The organism is Pontixanthobacter sp. CEM42 (assembly GCF_017812015.1).
Lineage (GTDB): Bacteria > Pseudomonadota > Alphaproteobacteria > Sphingomonadales > Sphingomonadaceae > Pontixanthobacter.
The window spans coordinates 262,969-283,229 of record NZ_JADQTN010000001.1; the positions used below are offsets into that span (position 1 = coordinate 262,969).

15 protein-coding genes are annotated in these 20,261 nt (G+C 56.5%); 6 read left to right on the forward strand and 9 right to left on the reverse strand.

The features are described 5' to 3' along the window. Window positions 1–16: 16 nt before the first annotated feature. On the reverse strand, window positions 17–2,248 hold the full coding sequence (locus J9777_RS01190; protein WP_209346979.1) for an acylase: 2,232 nt from the start codon (window positions 2,246–2,248) through the stop codon (window positions 17–19). Between the two features lie 172 nt (window positions 2,249–2,420). On the opposite strand from J9777_RS01190, the gene clpB reads away from it, so the two are divergent. Then, on the forward strand, window positions 2,421–5,000 hold the full coding sequence (clpB, locus tag J9777_RS01195) for an ATP-dependent chaperone ClpB (protein ID WP_209346980.1): 2,580 nt from the start codon (window positions 2,421–2,423) through the stop codon (window positions 4,998–5,000). Between the two features lie 19 nt (window positions 5,001–5,019). On the opposite strand, the gene J9777_RS01200 is transcribed toward clpB, so the two are convergent. Then, a complete protein-coding gene (locus tag J9777_RS01200; RefSeq protein ID WP_245228465.1) occupies window positions 5,020–5,586 on the reverse strand; it encodes a hypothetical protein in 567 nt (188 codons plus the stop codon). A gap of 231 nt (window positions 5,587–5,817) precedes the next feature. Between J9777_RS01200 and J9777_RS01205 the strand changes: the two genes are divergently transcribed. After that, on the forward strand, window positions 5,818–8,829 hold the full coding sequence (locus J9777_RS01205) for a TonB-dependent receptor (RefSeq protein WP_209346981.1): 3,012 nt from the start codon (window positions 5,818–5,820) through the stop codon (window positions 8,827–8,829). Window positions 8,830–8,949: 120 nt separating this feature from the next. On the opposite strand, the gene J9777_RS01210 is transcribed toward J9777_RS01205, so the two are convergent. From J9777_RS01210 to J9777_RS01220, 3 genes are read right to left on the reverse strand one after another with little or no spacing between them, the layout of a single operon-like run. Beyond that, complete coding sequence (locus tag J9777_RS01210; protein ID WP_209346982.1) at window positions 8,950–9,870, reverse strand: class I SAM-dependent methyltransferase; 921 nt, start codon at window positions 9,868–9,870, stop codon at window positions 8,950–8,952. After that, window positions 9,867–11,564 carry a putative 2OG-Fe(II) oxygenase gene (locus J9777_RS01215; RefSeq protein ID WP_348631900.1) on the reverse strand — a complete coding sequence of 566 codons (1,698 nt, stop codon included), beginning with the start codon at window positions 11,562–11,564 and terminating at the stop codon, window positions 9,867–9,869. The genes J9777_RS01210 and J9777_RS01215 overlap by 4 nt, the downstream gene beginning before the upstream one ends. Then, complete coding sequence (locus tag J9777_RS01220; protein ID WP_209346983.1) at window positions 11,561–12,304, reverse strand: 2OG-Fe(II) oxygenase family protein; 744 nt, start codon at window positions 12,302–12,304, stop codon at window positions 11,561–11,563. Before J9777_RS01220 ends, J9777_RS01215 begins: the two co-directional genes overlap by 4 nt. A gap of 229 nt (window positions 12,305–12,533) precedes the next feature. Here J9777_RS01220 and J9777_RS01225 point away from each other — a divergent pair, with 229 nt between their 5' ends. From J9777_RS01225 to J9777_RS01240, 4 genes are all read left to right on the forward strand, one after another. Continuing rightward, the gene (locus J9777_RS01225; RefSeq protein ID WP_209346984.1) at window positions 12,534–13,706 is read left to right on the forward strand and encodes an acetyl-CoA C-acetyltransferase; all 1,173 of its coding nucleotides are present in this window, start codon (window positions 12,534–12,536) and stop codon (window positions 13,704–13,706) included. Between the two features lie 44 nt (window positions 13,707–13,750). Then, window positions 13,751–14,536: an SDR family NAD(P)-dependent oxidoreductase gene (locus J9777_RS01230; protein ID WP_209346985.1), complete on the forward strand. Its 786-nt coding sequence runs from the start codon at window positions 13,751–13,753 to the stop codon at window positions 14,534–14,536. Window positions 14,537–14,703: 167 nt separating this feature from the next. After that, window positions 14,704–15,576, forward strand: a complete 873-nt coding sequence (locus J9777_RS01235) for a crotonase/enoyl-CoA hydratase family protein (RefSeq protein ID WP_209346986.1) — start codon at window positions 14,704–14,706, stop codon at window positions 15,574–15,576. 94 nt (window positions 15,577–15,670) lie between these two features. Further along, window positions 15,671–16,108, forward strand: a complete 438-nt coding sequence (locus tag J9777_RS01240) for a MarR family winged helix-turn-helix transcriptional regulator (protein WP_209346987.1) — start codon at window positions 15,671–15,673, stop codon at window positions 16,106–16,108. A gap of 107 nt (window positions 16,109–16,215) precedes the next feature. On the opposite strand, the gene J9777_RS01245 is transcribed toward J9777_RS01240, so the two are convergent. From J9777_RS01245 to J9777_RS01260, 4 genes are all read right to left on the reverse strand, one after another. After that, a complete protein-coding gene (locus J9777_RS01245) occupies window positions 16,216–17,223 on the reverse strand; it encodes a type II secretion system F family protein (RefSeq protein WP_209346988.1) in 1,008 nt (335 codons plus the stop codon). A gap of 17 nt (window positions 17,224–17,240) precedes the next feature. Beyond that, window positions 17,241–18,212 (reverse strand): type II secretion system F family protein, encoded by a 972-nt coding sequence (locus J9777_RS01250; protein WP_209346989.1) that lies wholly within the window; start codon window positions 18,210–18,212, stop codon window positions 17,241–17,243. A 100-nt stretch (window positions 18,213–18,312) separates the two neighbouring features. Next, the gene (locus J9777_RS01255) at window positions 18,313–19,596 is read right to left on the reverse strand and encodes a pilus assembly protein CpaE (RefSeq protein WP_209346990.1); all 1,284 of its coding nucleotides are present in this window, start codon (window positions 19,594–19,596) and stop codon (window positions 18,313–18,315) included. 3 nt (window positions 19,597–19,599) lie between these two features. Beyond that, window positions 19,600–20,247, reverse strand: coding sequence for a CpaD family pilus assembly protein (locus J9777_RS01260; protein ID WP_209348549.1), 648 nt, complete (start codon window positions 20,245–20,247; stop codon window positions 19,600–19,602). Between the last annotated feature and the right edge of the window lie 14 nt (window positions 20,248–20,261).

Genomic DNA, 20,261 nt, shown 5'->3' on the forward strand with positions numbered 1-20,261 from the left:
CGATTGCCGCTAGCCCCTAGCGGTTGGTCACGGTTTTCCGTGTGGTTGCAGCTTTCAGCGCATCAACGCGCCAAAAGTGAACCGGTTTCAATTCATGTTTGACGAACAACGCAGTCTGATCGGCAAAATGCGGACTCTCGGGCCGCGTTGTTGCCGCGCCAAACGGTTGGATCGATTCCGACCGGACACGCTGGCCGGGTTCCCACTCGACGAACATCAGAAAACTGTCGCCGTGGCGGACCGATAGCCTTCCGTCATCATCGACATTCCACAGGGTCGATGCACGCAAAGTGTCGCTGCCTCCATCGAGCGGCAGATCAATGTCACCCTGTCGCAGCCGCAGTAGTTCGGACATTGGCGGATCAAGCTTGCCGAAATGCGTCATCAGGTGCTCGGCCGCTTTGGCGAGTTCTTCTTTTGCATCGGGCAGTGGCTTGTTTTGATACTCAGCGCTCATCCATGGACGGATCATCAGCAAAGCGATGGAATCGCCTTCGCCGACACTGTCGGAGGTCATATCCCATCCTTTGAGCAGGGCTTGCGCCCTGGCCAGTTCGGGGTCGTCAGTCAGATCGAGCGCTTCCACCCCGTCCATCATCGTGTCGACATAATCCTCGCGGACATAGCCGGTGTCATATTTGATCTTTTCCAGCGTCTTGCGGTCGATGATGTTATATTGCGCCATCAGAATTTCAGTGCGGCGCGAACGGTTTGTTTCCTTGAGCTCCACTCCCATTTCGGGCGCGACGCTGTCCGGGTCGATATCGTCGTCCGGACCGGCGGCGGAGTAGGGCTTGTTGTTGGAGTTGTAGACCCAGCCGCTCGATGGGTTGTAAATCTTCGGGATCGCGTCGAAGTCGACGGTTCCCTGCCAAATCAGTGAACTGTCATTTCCGGGCAGGATATTGCGCCAATCAGGACCGACGGGGCGGTTGGGAATAGCGGCGTTATAGACATAGGCGATATTGCCTTCCTTATCTCCATAGATGAAGTTGGTGGAGGGTATATCCATCCGTGCGATGATGGTCTTCCACTCGTCGAAAGTCTCCGCTTTGTTGAGCCGGTAATAGGCGTCGAGCATATCCACGCTGTCCATGCCGCCATAGCGGATCGCAAAGGCACCTTTGTCGTTCTTGATGACCGGCCCATGCGCGCTGCGATAAACGGTTTGCGGAACAGGCAGGACCAGCGGCCCTTTTTTGACTGGCAGAATGACGCTCTTCGAAAGCAGCGGTTTCCATTCGCCATCGAGCTTGTAATTCTCGCCGCTCTCGTCGAGCTCCAGCTCGTATACATCGGTCATGTCAGGCCGATTGACCGTGTTGGTCCAGCCGAGATTTTCGTTGTGGCCTAGGAACGGGAAGGGGCTGCCGGGGAAGTTTGCGCCGGCATAGTGCCAGCCCTCATTACTTTCCACGACGAGCTCATACCAGGCAACGCCGCCACGCCATGGCTGGTGACTGTTGGAGACAAGCCGGGTGACCCCGTCGCCCGATTTTTCCGGCGCGATTGCCCACGCGTTGGAACCCGATAGTGCACCATCCTCGCCGAAATAGAGCGGATGCGCGCGAGCGACGTTGGTTGGTTCTGCTTCGTCGTTTTCTTCCATAATTGGCGGGGCGTCAGCAGATGGTTCGACCTGGCTACCAGCCTCAGGGATTGGCGGGCCAAATTCCGGGTTTAGCTCTTCGCCCGCGACCAATGGGCCAATGACATTGCCGAGCCCGAAGAAGAACGGTTGGCGCAAAGCAAAGCCCGTCGCGACATCCATGCCATTGACCGGGAAGAGATTGGCCAGCTTAACCTCGCCGGGGTTTTCCTTGGCGAATTGGTTGAGGCCGGTTGCATAGGCTTCAAACAGCGCGCGGGTATCTTCGGGAAGCGAGGCATAATGCCGCTCCGCTGTGCCGCGCGCATCGAGCAGGTGATAGGCGTAATCAATCTGCGCGCCTTGCTCCCCGGCAATCGCGCCGTAACGCCCGCGCGTCATCGCCACGACATCTTGCAGCGTGAAGAAGTCATCCTCCGCATGGGCAATCGCCACTCCGTAGGCAACATCGGCATCGGTCTCGCCATAAATATGTGGGACGCCAAATTCGCTACGGACGATTTCGGCAGAGTAGGTCCGATCGCTATCAGGTGCGGTGCCTTTTTGCGCCGCGAAAGGCTCCCATACCATCAGTCCGATCAGGACTGTGAGTGTGACCCCAAGCAGCAGCCATCCGCCGCGAACCAACCAACGCTTCATAAAATTTCCTCTCTCGCGCAGCGGCGTAGCGCGAAATCAGGGCAGGGTGAACCCTATGTGTTGCACCCCTTCACACGCGGTTTGGAGGTCCTATATGTGAGTAACACACCTGATCTTGTGACGCGGTGATTGTGCGCCATATGCGAAGAGAACGATTTTTGAGGACTATGCGATGAACCTGGAAAAATTCACCGACCGCGCCAAGGGTTTCCTGCAAAGCGCGCAGACGGTCGCGATCCGCAACAGCCATCAGCGCATTTCACCAACGCATTTGCTGAAGGCGTTGCTTGAAGATGATGAAGGCATGGCCGCTGGCTTGATCCAACGCGCTGGCGGACAGACTGCGACAGCGCAGGATATGGTCGATGAAGCGCTGGCGAAGATACCGGCAGTGTCGGGAGGCGGAGCACAGCAGACGCCGGGTCTCGACAATGACGCCGTCCGTGTGCTCGATTCTGCGGAGACAATCGCTGAGAAGGCGGGCGATTCCTATGTGACAGTTGAGCGCTTGCTGGTGGCATTGTCACTCGCATCGACGACTGCTGCGGGACAGATACTGAAAGAAACGAGCGTCGACCCTAAGGCTCTAAACGAAGCCATTGTCGAGCTGACCGGCGGGCGTGCGGCCAACACCGCCAGCGCCGAAGATGCCTATGACGCAATGAAGAAATATGCTCGTGATCTGACGCAAGCTGCGCGCGATGGTAAGCTCGATCCAGTTATCGGCCGCGACGAGGAAATCCGCCGCACGGTGCAAATCCTTGCCCGCCGGACCAAGAATAACCCTGCTCTGATCGGTGAACCGGGAACGGGTAAAACCGCGATTGCTGAGGGCCTCGCGCTGCGGATTGCCAATGGAGATGTGCCCGACAGCCTCAAAGGTCGTACCCTGATGTCGCTCGATATGGGTTCGCTGATTGCGGGCGCGAAATATCGCGGTGAGTTTGAGGAGCGGCTCAAGGCGGTGCTCGACGAAGTGAAGGGTGCCGATGGCCAGATCATTCTGTTTATTGACGAGATGCACACGCTGATTGGTGCGGGCGCGTCTGAAGGTAGTATGGATGCGTCCAACCTGCTTAAACCGGCCCTGTCGCGCGGCGAGCTACACTGCATCGGCGCGACCACGCTCGATGAGTACCAAAAATATGTCGAAAAAGACCCGGCGCTGCAGAGGCGTTTCCAGTCGGTCTATATCGATGAACCATCGGTCGAGGATACAATTTCAATCCTGCGCGGTTTGAAAGAGAAATACGAGCTGCATCACGGTGTGCGGATTACTGATGGCGCGCTGGTTGCCGCGGCGACGCTCTCCAACCGTTATATCCAGAACCGCTTTCTGCCTGACAAAGCGATCGATCTGATGGACGAGGCAGCTTCGCGCATCCGTATGGAAGTCGAGAGCAAGCCGGAGGAAATCGAGGGTCTCGATCGCCGGATCATCCAGTTGAAAATCGAAGAATCAGCGCTCTCGAAGGAAAGCGATCAGGCATCGATGGATCGCTTGCACGCCTTGCGCGAAGAGCTCGCCAATCTGGAGCAGCAATCGTCCGAACTGACGACGCGTTGGCAGAATGAGCGCGACAAAATTCACGCTGAAAGTAAGCTCAAAGAAGAGCTCGATGCGGCGCGGCTGGAATTGGAACAGGCACAACGCGAGGGCGATCTCGCCAAGGCAGGCGAGCTGTCCTACGGCAAAATCCCCGAGCTTGAGAAAGCTATCGAAGCAGCCTCCGATCAGACCGAAAACGCGATGCTGCGTGAAGAAGTGACCGATGACGATATCGCGGCAGTAGTTAGCCGCTCCACCGGCATTCCGATTGACCGGATGATGGAAGGCGAGCGTGAGAAGCTCCTCCAGATGGAAGACATGCTCGGCAAACGCGTGATCGGTCAGCGTCAGCCTATCGAAGCTGTGTCGAAGGCCGTGCGCCGTGCGCGTGCAGGACTAAAAGACCCGGGCCGTCCGCTCGGTTCCTTCCTGTTCCTCGGCCCCACAGGTGTCGGTAAAACCGAGCTGACCAAAGCGCTCGCCGAGTTTCTGTTCGACGATGACAGCGCGATGGTTCGCATTGACATGAGTGAATTCATGGAGAAGCACTCGGTCGCCCGCCTGATCGGCGCACCTCCGGGCTATGTTGGTTATGACGAAGGCGGTGTATTGACCGAAAGCGTCCGCCGGCGTCCCTATCAGGTGATCCTGTTTGACGAAGTCGAGAAGGCGCATAGCGATGTGTTCAACGTGCTGCTGCAAGTGCTCGATGATGGCCGTCTGACCGACGGGCAGGGCAGAGTGGTGGATTTCTCTAACACTCTGATCATTCTGACGTCGAATCTGGGCAGCCAGTATCTCGCCAATATGGAAGACGATCAGAAGGTCGCCGATGTCGAGCCGCAGGTTATGGATGTTGTGCGCGGACATTTCCGCCCCGAATTCCTTAACCGCTTGGATGAAATCATCCTGTTCCACCGCCTCGCGATGGAGCATATGGCGCCGATTGTCGAAATTCAGGTCAAACGGGTGCAGAAACTGCTCAACGACCGCAAGATCGAACTCGACCTCACTGATGCTGCGCTCCGCTGGCTCGGCAGGGTCGGTTATGACCCCGTATATGGCGCGCGCCCGCTAAAACGCGCGGTACAACGCTATCTGCAGGACCCGCTTGCTGAGATGTTGCTGCAGGGCGATGTGCCTGACGGCAGCACGGTCAAGATCGATGAGGGCGACGGTGAATTGCAGATGACGGTCAGCTAATCGACCCGCTTCTGGGCAGTCATTTAACACGCCGTCCTTTTTCGCCGTTCTGTCCGTTGATCCGGACAAAATAGCTGCCCAGCGCAGCTTTCTTGAACTCGACTTTATCGCCCACTCTGGCGCGTAGGGATTTCTTGGCGCCGGGTATCCGCCATACCGCGTTGCCGTCTTCGATTGTGATAAAGACCGTATTGCGGCCCGAGATCGAGACATTGGTGATTGTGGATTGAAGGAGCTCCAGATCTTCTTCTTTGTCATCATCACCAAACAGGCCGAGCTTGGGCAGGCTAAAGCCGAACAGACGGCGCTTGGTCTTTTTTACGTCTTCGCCGTCGATAATGCGGACTTGGCCCTCATCACTGGCTGCCACGACGGTGCCCACTGCTGCGTCATAACAAGTAAGCCTTTGCGAATCATCGGTGATTGCCTGACACGCCTTTAGGCTCTTTATATACGCATCCTCTTCAGCCGCTTCCTGCGCGCTAGCAGGGCCTGCTGCGATGCTCGCTGCTGCGGCCATAGAAAGTGTCGAGGCAAAGATTCGTGCGCGAAATTGTCCATTGGTGGACGTATTATTGCGTGTCATTCGAAATGATCCTTGAGGCGGTATGAATATGTCCAGTGGTTGGCACAGTCAGCGCATCTATCCAACTGTAACACGAATGCCACACTCGCTACCTTACGAGCAGATTAACCGCTCACTGCGATTGCGATTGTGGTTTCGTATGCACTAGACGGCACTCACTCGGACCTCGTGTCCGTTCCGTATACCTATTCACATGAGTGCCAAGGGGGCGCTCAGATTAAGGGGATTGGAATGTCCAACCGTTTAAATAAAGCCGCGCTTATGGCGGGTACGATCATGGCAGGTGCCTTGATCGCGACTCCGGCATATGCACAAGAGAATACCGATGGTGCCGAAGCCGCCAACGAAGATGATTTCATCATCGTTACCGGTTCGCGCATTCAAAAGCGTAACACCGACAGCGCAGCGCCTGTTGCTGTTGTTGATAGCGAAGAGTTTGAACTGTCAGGTACCGTCAACGTTGAGAACGTGGTCAACACGCTTCCTCAAGTTGTTCCGGGTACGACTTCGTTCTCGAACAACCCAGGTAACGGTACTGCTACACTGAACCTTCGTGGTCTTGGTGCTCAGCGTACTCTGGTTCTTGTCAACGGTCGCCGTTGGTTGTCATTCGACACTCAGCAAATCGTCGATTTGAACACAGTTCCTTCGTTCCTGCTTGATTCGGTTGACGTTGTGACCGGTGGTGCTTCGGCTGTTTACGGTTCGGACGCCCTTGCTGGTGTTGTTAACTTCCGTCTGAAAGACGTTGAAGGCGTGGAAATCGGTGGTCAGTACTCGATCACAGAGCGCGGCGACGCTGCTCGTTACGAAGTTCACGGTGCAATCGGTACTTCATTCGATGATGGCCGCGGTAGCGCGACTGTCTACGCTGAATACTACAACCGTGATGATCTCTTCCAAGGCGACCGTGGTTTCTCCAACTTCGCACTTGGTAACGAGACTGGCCCAGGCCAGCAGCAGCAGTTCGGTTCGTCCACTCTGCCAAACGGCGTTCTGCGTTACATCGGCGGTTCAACCGGCCAAGGCGTTCTGCCAGCTGGCACCGAGTTCGGTGCTGCAGGTGCAGTAGGCTTCGGTACCGGCGTTGTATTCGACAACACACCTGGCGACTTCCGCCAGCGTACTGGTGACACATACAACTACGCACCGGTTAACTACCTGCAGGTCCCGCAAGAGCGTTACCTCCTTGGTGGTTATGCTGACTATGAATTCAGCGACGGTCACGAGTTCTACACAGAAGTAGCATTCGTGAATAACCGCGTTGCACAGGAACTGGCTGCTACGCCGGTAACTGGTAGCTTCAACATCGATCTGGCGACTCAGGGTCAATTCCTTGTTGCTAGCGATCTTGCCCAGCTGCAAGCGATTGACGCGAATGAAACTGCGTTGAACGCAGCTTTCAACGCTGCGATGGCTGACCAAGATCCGGTGACACCTGGTGTTCAGTTTACACCGGTTGTTGACGATCCAGGCGTGGTCAACTTCTTCGTACAACGTCGTACGATCGAAGCTAGCCGTCGTAACAGCCTCGATGAGCGGAACGCGTTCCGTGTACTCGGCGGTGTTCGCGGTGCGATCACTGACAACCTGAACTATGACGCGTATTACATGTACTCACGTACACGTAACGCGAACATTCAGGCTGGTAACATCTCGCGTTCGGCCTTCCAGGCTGGCCTCGACGGTACTGCTACCCCGATCAACATCTTCGGTCTGAACACGCTGACTCCAGCAATGTTCGGCCAGATCGCGATTCAGGCGCAAAATGGTGACATTTCAACCCTTCAGGTTGCTTCGGGTGCCATTTCTGGCTTCCTCGGTAACTTCGGCATGGGCGGTGATGACATCGGCTTCGCTGTTGGTGCAGAATACCGCAGCGTTGGTTCGCAGTTCATTCCTGATACTGCACTGTCTTCGGGCGACGTTATCGGCTTCAACGCCGGTCTCCCAACCGAAGGTTCTTACGATGTGAAGGAAGTCTTCGCAGAGCTTAACGTTCCTATCCTCGGCCCCGACTCGGGCGTTGAGCGTTTGGAACTGACCGGTGCTGCGCGTTACTCTGATTACTCGCTGGCAGCTGTCGGCGGTGTTTGGACCTTCGCTGGTGGTATCGAATTCGCTCCTGTTCCGGACGTAACACTTCGTGCGCAATATCAGCGCGCGGTTCGTGCTCCGAACGTGGGTGAGCTCTTCGGTGGCCGCGCAATCGGTTTCCCACCTGCAACTGACCCTTGTAACAACGCTACTAACGCGGCGACTATCGCAACTTGCGTAGCTTCGCTTCCTGGTGGTGTAGATCCTCAGAACGTTATCGGCAGTGGTAACATCCAACCGAATGCGCAGATCCCTGCGACCTTCGGTGGTAACTCCACACTGGGTGAAGAAACTTCAGACAGCTACACCTTTGGTGTGGTTCTTGAGCCTTCATTCATGCCTGGTCTGACGATCACAGCTGACTACTGGAACATCTCGATCGAAGACTCGATCCAGACATTCGGTGGTGGTTTGAACAACACCTTGGATCTGTGCTTCAACCAAGTACAGGACATCACTGCTCCGATTTGTGCTCCTTTCGCAGGTGGTACAGCTCGTTCGGCAGGTGGTGCGATTACCACGGCTTCGAACCCGCTGGTTCTTGCGGCGAACATCGCTAGCCAAGACGTTTCCGGTATCGATCTTCAGGTGAACTACGGAACAACCATTCCGTTCTCGCTCCTGACTGATAGCGGTGAGCAGCAGGTTAACTTTGCGTTCCTGGGTACTTGGACCGAAAACTCGGACTTCACTCCGGTTGCCGGCTTCCCAACAGTCAACGAATGCGCTGGCCTGTTCGGACCGACCTGCGGTGAGCCAACACCTACGTACAAGTGGACAAGTCGCTTGACGTTTGTTGATGGTCCTCTGACGACATCGTTCCGCTGGCGTCACCTGAGCGGTGTTGGTGATGATGATCCGACAACGGATTACAGCCAGTTCAACGGCGTTGAGCGTATCAATGCCTACGACCTGCTGGACATCACGCTCTCGTTCGAAGTCAATGAGAACCTGACTATCGCAGCTGGTGTAGACAACGTGTTTGACACGTTGCCACAAACACCAACTTTCGATGCTAACGGCATCGTCAGCAGCACCAACAATGGTACGCTGCTGGGTGATAACCAAGAGCAAGCAAACACATACCCAAGCACATACAACGTGCTCGGTCGTGACTTCTTCGTATCGGCGAACATCAAGTTCTAATCCGACGAAGAATTGCGAAAGCAAAAAGAGGGGGCGGCGCACTTCGGTTCGCCGCCCCTTTTTTATGCGATGAAGAGATCGTTTGGCGCTGCGCCGATTGGCGCCAGTGCCGGCGCGCTTCTAATTGCCGGTAGTTTTGCGAAGAACTCTAAAGTCCGCGAAGGGTTGGTTCGATACGTTATCGACCATCGGTTCGGCGCTCACTTGCGTTAGGCCGCCCGCCAGCACAGCGCTTTCAAAGCCATCGGCATCTGCCGTCTGTTTGCACGCTGCTTCTAGGGAGTTGATCCGTCCAATTTCATTCTGCGCACGGTCCCGTATAGTATCGAGCAAGCGCGCAACATTGGCCGGATGGTCGCGCGCGCCGAGCGATAGCGTTTGTTTCACCGCTTCAGCAATTTCCCATGCAGCTGAACCGCGCCCGAACTGTTGTGCCCCGATGGCCGGTGCATTCATAATCTTGGTCGAGACGGTTTGCAGACCGCTTGCACGCAATTTCAAATTGCCTTTGGCGACTTCGATCAGGGTTTGCTCGTCAATCGCCCAACCGATTTGCTCGCGCCGTGCGGCGTTGTGAGCGAGGATCGGCCCATCAATTCGGTGCGTGATAAGGCCGACTATGCCTTCTGGCTTTAGCACGCGCGCGATCTCGCTCGCGGCAGCTTCCAGATCGCCATATTCGAAGCCGAATTGGCTTGTCACGGCATCGAATTTCGCGTCGGGGAAGGGCAGTTCCTCCATCGGTACGCCGCTGCGCACTCTCGCGCCTTTGGGTGGTGCAGGCAATTCTGGGGCCATATCGACCCCGACGGGCTTCACATCGGAGCGCTTCTGCAAGATCCACCGCATCACACGGCCGTCGCCAGTGGCAACATCCAGCAATGCGGATTTGCGCGGCAGATCTTTGGCGAAACCATGCCATGCCGCGCGCTGTGCTGCGTCTATGCCTTGATATTTCGCAGGCAGGCAGCCGCCATCCTGACCGGACTTTGTGTTCTGCGCCCAGAAGTCGCTCCAGGCTTTGTCATGCGGTGAACTCATTGCGGAGCGCCTTGCCTCAAAGTGACATCAAACGCCACCGTCATCCGGCGGCCATCCGCAAACGGACGCGTTCCGTGATAGAGTGTGGAGGGAAACAGCGCCATATGCCCTGGCTTTGGTTCCAAAGTGCGGCGCGGGCCGAGATCGAGGCCAAGATCAGCTGCAGGCCGGCCGACCTCCAGCCAACCAGCCTCATCATTGGCGTCTGCGGTTTCATCCGGAACTTCCAAATAGAGTGCAGAAGATACAATACCTTGAGGGTGAATATGCGCGGTATGAAAATCACCTCCACCGTTTAGCCGCACGGACCATGATCCCGCGAGTGCCCATTCGCTATCACGATGTCGCAACAAAGGATGCGCCGCATCATGCTCTGGCAAAGCACCGCGATATTGTTCCACGGTAGCGACGATTGCATCGCGCAGTTCGGCGAATTCGGGCTCCGTTCGATCAAACAATATACCGCGTGTTTGTGATCCACCGCGTAAAGACTGACCCAGCGGCAGAGGCGAACCATCGTGCAATTGGTGCAGTTGGGGAATGACCTTTGGCAGCACCGCGTCGGCGTTGTGCAACGGCATCAAGCGGACTAGCTCTTCGCGCCCATCGAGCCAATCGGACCGCTCATCTGACGTTAGCCGCCAGACGACACCGCGGAGCGCCCATGCAGAAATGCTCCACGGGTCCACCTCGATGATTTGATCGAGCAGCGTCCCGGCACGGTCAAATTCTGCACAGCGAATACGGTGGCGCGCTTCGTGCAGCCACCGCTCGCTGTCTTGTCGGTCTAACCGAGTAAACACTGCCTCTGCGCGATCATTGTCGCCTGCAGCGCCCGCATTGACCGCTTCGAGCATGACAAAGTGATCAAGATCGGGAAATTTGCTTTGCGCATCGACTGCGACATCGGTCGCTTGTGTATTGTAATCGAGTCCCGACAGCACCGAACACCACTCGGACAGAATATTGGGATCCTGCGGGGCCTTCGCCGCTGCATCGCCGTAATGCGAGGTGAAGTCCTCTTCCCCTTGCGCCAGCCGGAGCTGGGCCAAAAAGCGCAGTCCCTCGGTCCATTGCGGGGCTTGCTTGGCTAGCGCTTCGGCAATTTCACGCGCGCCTTTGTAATCGCCCGCGACGTCGAGTGATTGTGCTTTGCCGAGCCACAGATCGGCATCGCCATTGTTAACCGACAAGGCACGATCAAAGCGTTGTACGGCGGCGGCTTCACCGCGCTCCAATGCAACACGCGCGCGGCCATGCAGGGCCTTTGCACGGTTGGGTTCCAGAGCAAGCGCCAGATCGTACCAGAATCCGGCTTTGGCAGGATTGCACATCCCGCGTTCTGCAGTTCCACGTGTCGAGCAATAGACCGCCGATGATCGCCCTTGCTTCTCGAACGACGCAAGCTGTGCCACTGCGCTTGCGTGCTGCCCTAACGCGGACAAAGCGATCGCATGATTGATCGCGAATTCGATGTTCGTAGATTGCAGAGCCGCTGCCTCGGCGAAGTGCTTCTTCGCCGCTGTGGCGTCGCCCAAACGCAGGAACATACCGCCTGCACTGTTCCACAATGCCGCATCTTGGGGGTGCTGCTCTACACCCCTTTCCATTGCTTGCCGCGCCGCAGCAGCATCGCCGCTTCGCTCCGCGGCCAAAGCGCGCTCGCGCCACTGATGCGCGGAGAATTTGCTCACTGGTCGCGGAACCAGCCGGTGATTGCGAAGCGGCCAGCAGGGGCGAATGGCGGGACGTAGGATACCGCATGTGCTTGCGGCACGGCGAACAGATTCAGCGCGTTAAAACGCGGCCTAAACCCCTGAACAATATCGCCTTCATCGTCATAGAAATTGAGGTAACCGCCCCAATCGGGCTTCCAGTCATCAATCGCAAAATTCATCACATAGGCCACACGCCAACCTTCGGCGACGTGACTGTCTGTGTGCTGTGACAGGAAATGCTGTGCGGCGTAAAGCGTTGCCTGCCCGTCCGCTTTGATCAGTTCTTCGATACCGGTGGCATCGCGTGCCAATTGGATGAAGTCGGGCGCGTTGAGATATTCCAGAATAAGATCATGCGGTCCGCCCGGATTCCATTTTTCCAGATACGCTTCGACCAGCGAATAGTGCGCATAGCGGAAAGCATAATCACCCTTGGCCGCGGCCTCATGCGAAGCCTGCGCGAGTTGCTGGACTTTTTGTTGGCCCACCGGCGTCTTCAAATCTTGCGCGCGGATTTGGTCTGCGCCGGTTGGATTATCCGAGCCCGCTTTCATCGCCATTCCCCACGGAGTCTGCTGGGCGAGGATCATGCGGATTTCCTCCGCCGTTTCGCGCGTCAGCACGTCCCGAATCTGCAAGCGGCCATTGACTGCAAACTGCTCGGCGAGCGCCTTGCGGTCCAGATCGGGATTAATTTCGAAGAGTTTCTTGGACATCGATTGGGCTAAGGGCCTGACTATTGCGCGGCGGAACGGAAGGACTGCTTCAGCCATTACTAGGGGGAGCACCCCGAAAGCAAGCTGACTGATAGCAAGCGGGGTGACGCCAAGTAGGTTGACGCCTCGTAGGTTGACGTTGGCGGAAACCTGCTTGACGCTACAGACTGCAATGCTAATCCCCGCAGCAACATAGCTAACTAAGTGAACTATCTCAGGAGAGCCCCCTATGGCGACAGCCTATATCGTTGATGCAGTCAGAACAGCCGGTGGCAAACGCGGAGGCCGTTTGGCCGGTGTTCACCCGGTGGACTTGGCCGCAAAGTCGCTCGATGCGCTGATGGAGCGTACCGGTGTCGATCCGAACGCCATCGATGATGTTGTCATGGGCTGCGTCAGTCAGGCTGGTCAGCAAGCGATGCAAGTGGGTCGTAATGCGGTTCTGGCGTCCAAGCACTTGCCGCAATCGACCCCTGCTGTGACTATTGACCGCCAGTGCGGCTCCTCGCAGCAGGCAATCCAGTTCGCAGCGCAGGCAGTCATGTCGGGCACGCAGGATGCGGTGATCGCGGCGGGCATCGAAAGCATGTCACGCGTTCCGATGGGATCGAACGCGACGTTCCATATGAAAGAGGGATTGGGGCATTACAAATCGCCCGGTCTCGAAGAGAAATATCCCAATGTGATGTTCTCCCAGTTCATGGGTGCAGAGATGATCGTGAAGAAGCACGGTTTCTCCAAAGATGATCTCAATCAGTTTGCCTTTGAAAGCCACAAACGCGCCATCGCGGCGACCAATGCGGGTGCGTTCGAGAACGAGATTGTTCCGGTCACGGTGGAGACGCCTGAAGGCGAAGAACAGCACACCGTTGATGAAGGGATTCGCTTCGATGCGACGTTGGAAGGCATTGCTTCGGTTAAGCTCATCCAAGAAGGCGGCTCTGTGACAGCTGCCAGCGCCAGTCAGATTTGCGATGGCTCCAGCGGCGCACTCGTCGTGTCAGAAGGATATCTGAAACAGCATAATCTCACGCCAATGGCGCGGATTCACAATCTGACTGTGACTGCAGGCGATCCGGTTATCATGCTGGAAGAGCCGCTTTTCGCGACTGATAAAGCGCTCGAACGTGCTGGCCTCAGCATCAATGACATTGATCTGTACGAAGTGAATGAGGCGTTCGCGCCCGTTCCGCTGGCGTGGCTGAAGCACACCGGTGCCGATCCGGACAAGCTCAACGTCAATGGCGGTGCGATTGCGCTGGGTCATCCGTTGGGTGCATCAGGCACTAAACTGATGTCGACATTGGTCCATGCGCTGAAAGCGCGCGGCAAGAAATATGGTCTGCAAACGATGTGCGAAGGCGGCGGTGTCGCTAACGTGACGATTGTCGAATCGCTTTAATATCTACCCCCAGTTTGTAATTTGAATTCAGAGAGGAAATTTCCATGGAAGTAGGCGCAAACACACCCGCAGTCGTAACCGGCGGTGCATCGGGCCTTGGTGCAGCAACTGCGCGCGCATTGGCGGCAAAAGGCGTGAAGGTCGCAATTTTCGACCTTCAGGAAGAAAAGGGCCTCGCAGTCGCTGCCGAGATTGGCGGCGTTTTTTGTGAAGTGAATGTCACTGATGACGCTTCGGTTGATGCCGGCTTTGCCAAGGCGCGTGAGGCGCACGGACAAGAACGTATTCTCGTGAACTGCGCTGGTACCGGCAATGCGATCAAAACGGCTAAGCGTGACCGCAACACCGGCGAAATCTCGCATTTCCCGCTCGACGCGTTCAACTGGCTGATCCAGATCAACCTTGTCGGCACATTCCGCTGCATCGCCAAGTCGGCAGCAGGTATGATGACGCTCGATCCATTGAGTGAAGACGGCGATCGCGGTGCTATCGTCAACACAGCATCGGTTGCCGGTGAAGACGGCCAAATCGGTCAGGCTGCCTATTCCGCGTCCAAAGGCGGCGTGATCGGCATGACTCTGCCGATCGCACGCGATCTGATGCAGGAAGGCATCCGCGTGAACACGATCCTGCCAGGCATCTTCGAAACACCGCTGATGGCAGCTGCACCGCCGCAAGTGAAAGAAGCGCTGGCGGCGTCGGTTCCATTCCCGAAACGTCTGGGTCACCCCGAGGAATATGCGCATCTCGCACTGACCATGATCGAGAACGGCTACTTCAACGGTGAAGACGTCCGTCTAGACGGTTCGATCCGTATGGCACCGCGCTAAGGTGCTTTCCTACTCGCCAGCGTTGCGGGTACGACTAGACACATGATTATGCCGCCTCTTTCTGTTCTTAGCGCTTTTAAAATGCGCGAGAATGGAAGGGGCGGTTTTTCTATTTGGACCCTGTTCCATGTGTTCCATCCTGTAGGGTTTCCCGAGGAGAATCAGCCATGACCGACTACACCCAGATCCTGCTTGAGAAAGACGGGCCGATTGCGACGATTACGCTCAATCGTCCTGAGAAAATGAACGCCTATACGCGTGTCATGATGCAGGAAATGATTGATGCATTCGATGATACCGACGCTGACGATGCAATCCGGGCAGTGATTGTGACGGGTTCGGGCGAGCGGGCATTTTGCGCCGGCGCTGATCTGACGCCCGATGATGGATCGAAGCCTTTCTCCAGCCAGACCGAAGTCACTGACCTGTCTGATGAAGTGGTTCGGGATGGCGGCGGGCGACTGACCCTGCGGATGTTCCAATCGACCAAGCCGTTGATCTCAGCCTGTAATGGCGTAGCAGTGGGCGTGGGCGCGACGATGCAATTGCCTATGGATATCCGCCTGGCATCGGACAATGCGCGCTATGGCTTTGTGTTTGCACGGCGCGGGATCGTGCCGGAGGCGTGCTCGAGCTGGTTCCTGCCGCGTCTGGTCGGGCAGCAGCAGGCGCTTGAATGGTGCATGACCGGGCGTATTTTCGATGCAAAGGAAGCGCTGAAGGGCGGACTAGTCCGCTCAATCCATCCGCGGGCTGAACTGATGGATGCGGCGTGCGAACTGGCCAATGAAATCGCTGAGAACACGTCGGCCGTATCGGTGGCAATGACGCGGGCAATGTTGTGGCGTTTGCCGGTTGAGGACCATCCGATGAAAGCCCACCGGATTGACAGCCGGTCGATCTACAAACTCTCGCGCGGCAAGGATGCAGCGGAAGGCGTGCAGAGCTTCTTGGAGAAGCGTCCACCGAGTTATCCGGGCAAAGTCTCTAAAGACATGCCGGATTTCTATCCGTGGTGGGACGAGCCGGAATATAAATAGGGCGAGTATAAGTGCGCCTGAATACGAATGATCCCATGCCGCTTGGCTATTCGCGCACTTGCCAAGCGAAACGGTTTCATTAGAAACCTTCTGGATGAGTGACACGCCTTTCCGCCTTACAGATTTTCTGCCGTACCAATTGTCGGTCGCGTCGAATGCGGTCAGCAACAGGATTGCGGCGGCATACCACGACGCGTTCGGTCTGAAGGTGACCGAGTGGCGCGTGATGGCGATGCTCGGCGATGCGGGCGGACTGACCCAGCGTGAGCTGACGGAGAAGACGCTGATGGACAAGGTTGCGGTGAACCGAGCCTGCAAAGTCCTTGAGGTTCGGGAACTCGCTGTGCGTATTCCCAACAAGAGCGACGGACGCTCGCATCATCTCGAATTGACCGATGCGGGTGCAGAAATGCACGCCAAGATCGTGCCGATGGCGCGAGAGATCGAGGAGAGCTTGCTGGCTCTGATGAGTGATGAGCAGCAGACAATGTTCCGCGATCTACTCGATCAAGTCCGCAAGCAGGCTGAATAGTTCAAACAGGAACGAGTTCGGCCTCGAAGCCGTAAAGCTTCGAGGCCGAACTCGGTGGTTAGTAAGGGCCTCTCGGCTCTGGTTTTTACAACGAACTCCCGCGCGTTTTAGCTCGGGGTTCCGTCTGCAAAGGCATCGCTGATCGAACAGGCTGCAGGGCCCAAGATCACAACAAACAACACAGGTAGAATGAACAGGATCAGCGGAATGGTCATAATCGCTGGAAGACGTGCTGCTTTCTCCTCGGCGCGCATCATCCGCTCGTTACGGAATTCGGCTGAGAGAACGCGCAGGGCCGATGCCAACGGTGTACCGTAACGCTCGGTTTGAACCATAGTGGTCACCACGCCGCGGACCGATTCCAGATCAACGCGGTATGCGAGGTTATCGAATGCCATCTTCCGGTCGGTCAGGAAGGACAGCTCAATCGCGGTAAGGGCAAATTCGTCACCCAGTTCCGGATAGGCCCGGCCCAGTTCCTTCGCTACGCGGTTGAACGCGGCGTCGACTGTGAGACCAGCCTCGGCGCAAATAACCAAAAGGTCGAGCGCGTCAGGCAGACCCTTACGGATCAGGTCCGTACGCTTCTTGGACTTGTTCGAGAGATAGATCTCCGGACCTTTGTAGCCCGCAAACAGCAAGGCTGAGAACGCACCAAGGCGCTTCATATTGCCCCATTCGGGGAAGTAGTCGATCACATAGATAAACAGGAAGCCGAGGCCGCCTAGAATGATCGGCGCAACCAAGCGCAATGCAATGACGATAACCGCCAATTCTTTGTTGCGGTAACCAGCATGGGCCAGCTTTTGCTGGATGATTGCGACTTGGCTGTCCTGAAGGACTTTCATCCCCTCCAGCCGGTCTTTCATCTTTTCGGTCTGATCGGTTTTGCGGATCAGACTAGCGCGTTTTTTGCCGCTTGATGTGACAATGCCGGCCTTCAGCTCGTCGCGGCGGTCATTGAGTGCTTTGACGCGCTTGGCCATCGGATCTTTGACCGTGACGGCAGCATAAATCGCGAGAACAACGGCGAGCGCTGCGACACCTGCGAGGATCGTCCCGACGAGAATAACGTCGAAACCGAGCAGAGTTGGTCCTGGTGCTTGGTTGAGCATGTTCTATCTATCCTCGCTCAGATCTCGAAATTGACCATTTTGGCCATGATGAAGGCGCCGATCGACATCCACAGCATTCCGCCAAGGCCGATTGCGATCAGGCGATCATCGGAGAAGAAGCCGCCGAGATAGCCCGGGTTGATCCACCAGATCATGCCGAACACGATGAAAGGCAGAGCGCCAACGATATAGGCCGAGGCTTTCGATTCAGAGCTCATTGCTTTGATCTTCAGCTTCATTTGCATACGCTTACGCAGCACGTCGGACAGGTTGGATAGCGTTTCCGCAAGGTTACCACCGGTCTCACGCTGAATCGCGAGCGTGATACAGAAGAAGTTGAATTCCGGAATGCCAAGGCGGTCAGCCGTGTCCTGGAGAGATTCCTCCATTGTTCGGCCAATCTTGATCCGTTCAACAATGCCTTTGAATTCTTCGCCGACAGGGCCGGGCAGTTCTTGCGCGACTACGGCGAGTGTTTCCGTTACCGGTAGGCCCGAGCGAAGTCCGCGGACTAGCAATTCGATCGCATCGGGAAATTTAGCGTTGAACTGGGCTGTTCGGCGTTTGATGAAGAAATTCACCACCATATGTGGGAATCCTAAGCCGACGACAGCGCCAATGCCGAGCGCCATCATCGGCGCTCCGGAACGCAGATAGATCAATACTGCTGTGGCAAGGCCGAGACCGAGCGATGAATAGAAATATTGCGACAGCGACCAGCCCTTGCCGGTCCGGTCGAGCCGAATTGCAAGTGCGTCAATCCGCGAGCCTGAGCCAGCAACTTTGTGGCGCATGGGCTTGCGGTTGGCGATGGCCTTTTTGAACTGCGATTCCACTTTCGTATCGGTGTTTTCCGAGTGACGAAAACGGAGCGATTCAAGCCGGCGCTGTCCTTCTTTGGCGGCAGATGGCCCTGCGAACAGCGTGTAGCCGATCACCATCAGGGCCATAAGCCCGCCTCCGACTAGCAGGAGCTGAAGAATATCCATGCTCTTTGTCTGCCTTTCCTACATCCGCGCGGGCCGTGGCTCGCAAAAGTTTCTGGGTGACCGCGATCCGGTTGGGGACCGCAGCCGCTCAACGTCTCGATCAAGCCGTTGCAGGCTCTACGTTCTTGCTTTTCTTCGTCGGCAGAAGCGATTTAAGATCGAAGCTACCGAGAAGCGATTTCTTGGCAGGCTCTTCACCATCGGCGTCCTCATCGACCGCACCAAGGATGCGTTCGGCAAGCTGTTTTACGACGTTGGTCGCCTTCGCCGATTTGTTCGCATCGACAAATGTTTGTCCAAGCTTCGCGGCATTGGCAGCAGCCTTAATGTCGAACGGAACGGTGAAATCGATCTTACGTTCGATTGATGCTTCGAAATCGGCTTTGCTGATTTCCGCAGTGCCCGGCTGGACTTTGTTGGCCACAACGATAGGCGTTGCGTGCTCAGCATTGGTTTTCAGCCACGACAGGATACGGATCGTATCGCGCGCCGAAGCCAGCGTCATTTCAGTGGTCAACACCACAACATTGACGTCCGCCAGCAAGTGCGGGAAGTTGATCAGCATGTTGCGCGGCAGGTCGATCATGGTCATTTCGAATGCCTGACGGAACTCTTCTTCCAGCTGGATGAAGGCCGAACCATCGGTCATCAAAGGTGAGTTGATCGGGGCTTCTGCCGACAGAATCGCCAGATTGTCATTGGCACGGATCATGGCGCGTTCGATAAACAGACCGTCAATCCGGCTTGGGTTATCGATAGCGTCAGTCAGACCTCGGCCGGGCTCCAGATCGAGCGCGAGAGCGCCCGTTCCGAAGTGAACGTCGAGATCCAGTAGAGCCGTTGGTAGCTCATGCTCGTCACTGAACAGCCATGCCAGTGATGTCGCGAGCATCGAAGCGCCGACCCCGCCGCGTGTTCCCACGACGGCCGTGGAAATATGGCGCTTTGCTGCTTCAGGATCGCTTGCACGCGGTGCAGAGAATACGGCTTGAGCCTGATTCAGCGAGTCGCGGAGTTGACCCGCGGAAAGCGGCTTCAGCAGATAATCATGAATACCGCTGGCGAGTAGGTCGCGGTACAGACGAACATCGTTCACCTGACCAACCGCGATCACCACAGTTCCGGGCTCACAAACCTCAGCCAGAGCGTTGATGTCGTTCAGCGGATCGCCGCTTTCCGACAAATCGACCATCAAGATGTTCGGGCTTGCGGCAACCGAGAGCGATTGGACGGCGTTACGAAGGCCGCCTTTCGCGCATTTTTCGGGCTGCCAGCCCATTTCGATGACGACCGGGCGCAGAGCGTCCAGAGCGGCTTCATCGCAAATGAAAGCGGCGAAAGGATCGCGGTTACCCGCTGCGCCTTGTTTCCATGGAGCGTTCATGACTTATCCTCCTTCACCGGTTCCGCCTTGGGCGAGACCGCCTTCACCGGTTGGTGCTTGGTTGCGGTAACTGTCGATAGCCTTGTTGGAAGTCGATACGATGGTTTCACCGGTACCTTCCTGACCTTTGATCAGATCTTCCGGATTGGCGACCATTGCCGCCAAATTGGCGTTGGTAGCGCAGCCATATCCGGGGCTGGTGGCATTGTTGTAATTCATGTCCGACTTGGCCGACCAGTCAGGGCAACCGGGGACATATGCGTTAGACCGTGTGATCACGACCCGAACATTACCTGGCTCAACGTAACCGGCGGTTACTGGTGCGCCTTGATTGATCAGAATGCCGTGACGGCCAGCCAATTTCGACACAGCTTCACGTGTTGCGCTGCTGGACATCGGATCGTCGATCGAAACGCGGTCACCATAGCGTAAATCCATGGCGTCGAACCAGCCCGACAGACGTTGCTGTTCAGGGATCGAAAGACCGCCAACTCCTGCACGCACGTCGAGCGTGTAATTGGTCCGTTCGACAACCGGCTGCTTGACACTTTCAAGACTGCGATTGGTCGGCATGCCGCCACAAGCACCGAGCGTAAGCCCGATAGAAAGGGCGAGTACGCCAGCTAGTTTGCGAGTATTTGCAATAGGCATCATCTTCACCTTTC

What these genes read in the sequence shown, in the direction of transcription:
- J9777_RS01240 (WP_209346987.1), top strand. Translation starts at nt 15,671, where the DNA reads ATGAGTGACACGCCTTTCCGCCTTACAGATTTTCTGCCGTACCAATTG.
- J9777_RS01200 (WP_245228465.1), bottom strand. Translation starts at nt 5,586, where the DNA reads ATGACACGCAATAATACGTCCACCAATGGACAATTTCGCGCACGAATC.
- J9777_RS01210 (WP_209346982.1), bottom strand. Translation starts at nt 9,870, where the DNA reads ATGAGTTCACCGCATGACAAAGCCTGGAGCGACTTCTGGGCGCAGAAC.
- J9777_RS01235 (WP_209346986.1), top strand. Translation starts at nt 14,704, where the DNA reads ATGACCGACTACACCCAGATCCTGCTTGAGAAAGACGGGCCGATTGCG.
- clpB (WP_209346980.1), top strand. Translation starts at nt 2,421, where the DNA reads ATGAACCTGGAAAAATTCACCGACCGCGCCAAGGGTTTCCTGCAAAGC.
- J9777_RS01260 (WP_209348549.1), bottom strand. Translation starts at nt 20,247, where the DNA reads ATGCCTATTGCAAATACTCGCAAACTAGCTGGCGTACTCGCCCTTTCT.
- J9777_RS01245 (WP_209346988.1), bottom strand. Translation starts at nt 17,223, where the DNA reads ATGCTCAACCAAGCACCAGGACCAACTCTGCTCGGTTTCGACGTTATT.
- J9777_RS01190 (WP_209346979.1), bottom strand. Translation starts at nt 2,248, where the DNA reads ATGAAGCGTTGGTTGGTTCGCGGCGGATGGCTGCTGCTTGGGGTCACA.
- J9777_RS01220 (WP_209346983.1), bottom strand. Translation starts at nt 12,304, where the DNA reads ATGTCCAAGAAACTCTTCGAAATTAATCCCGATCTGGACCGCAAGGCG.
- J9777_RS01250 (WP_209346989.1), bottom strand. Translation starts at nt 18,212, where the DNA reads ATGGATATTCTTCAGCTCCTGCTAGTCGGAGGCGGGCTTATGGCCCTG.
- J9777_RS01205 (WP_209346981.1), top strand. Translation starts at nt 5,818, where the DNA reads ATGTCCAACCGTTTAAATAAAGCCGCGCTTATGGCGGGTACGATCATG.
- J9777_RS01225 (WP_209346984.1), top strand. Translation starts at nt 12,534, where the DNA reads ATGGCGACAGCCTATATCGTTGATGCAGTCAGAACAGCCGGTGGCAAA.
- J9777_RS01230 (WP_209346985.1), top strand. Translation starts at nt 13,751, where the DNA reads ATGGAAGTAGGCGCAAACACACCCGCAGTCGTAACCGGCGGTGCATCG.
- J9777_RS01255 (WP_209346990.1), bottom strand. Translation starts at nt 19,596, where the DNA reads ATGAACGCTCCATGGAAACAAGGCGCAGCGGGTAACCGCGATCCTTTC.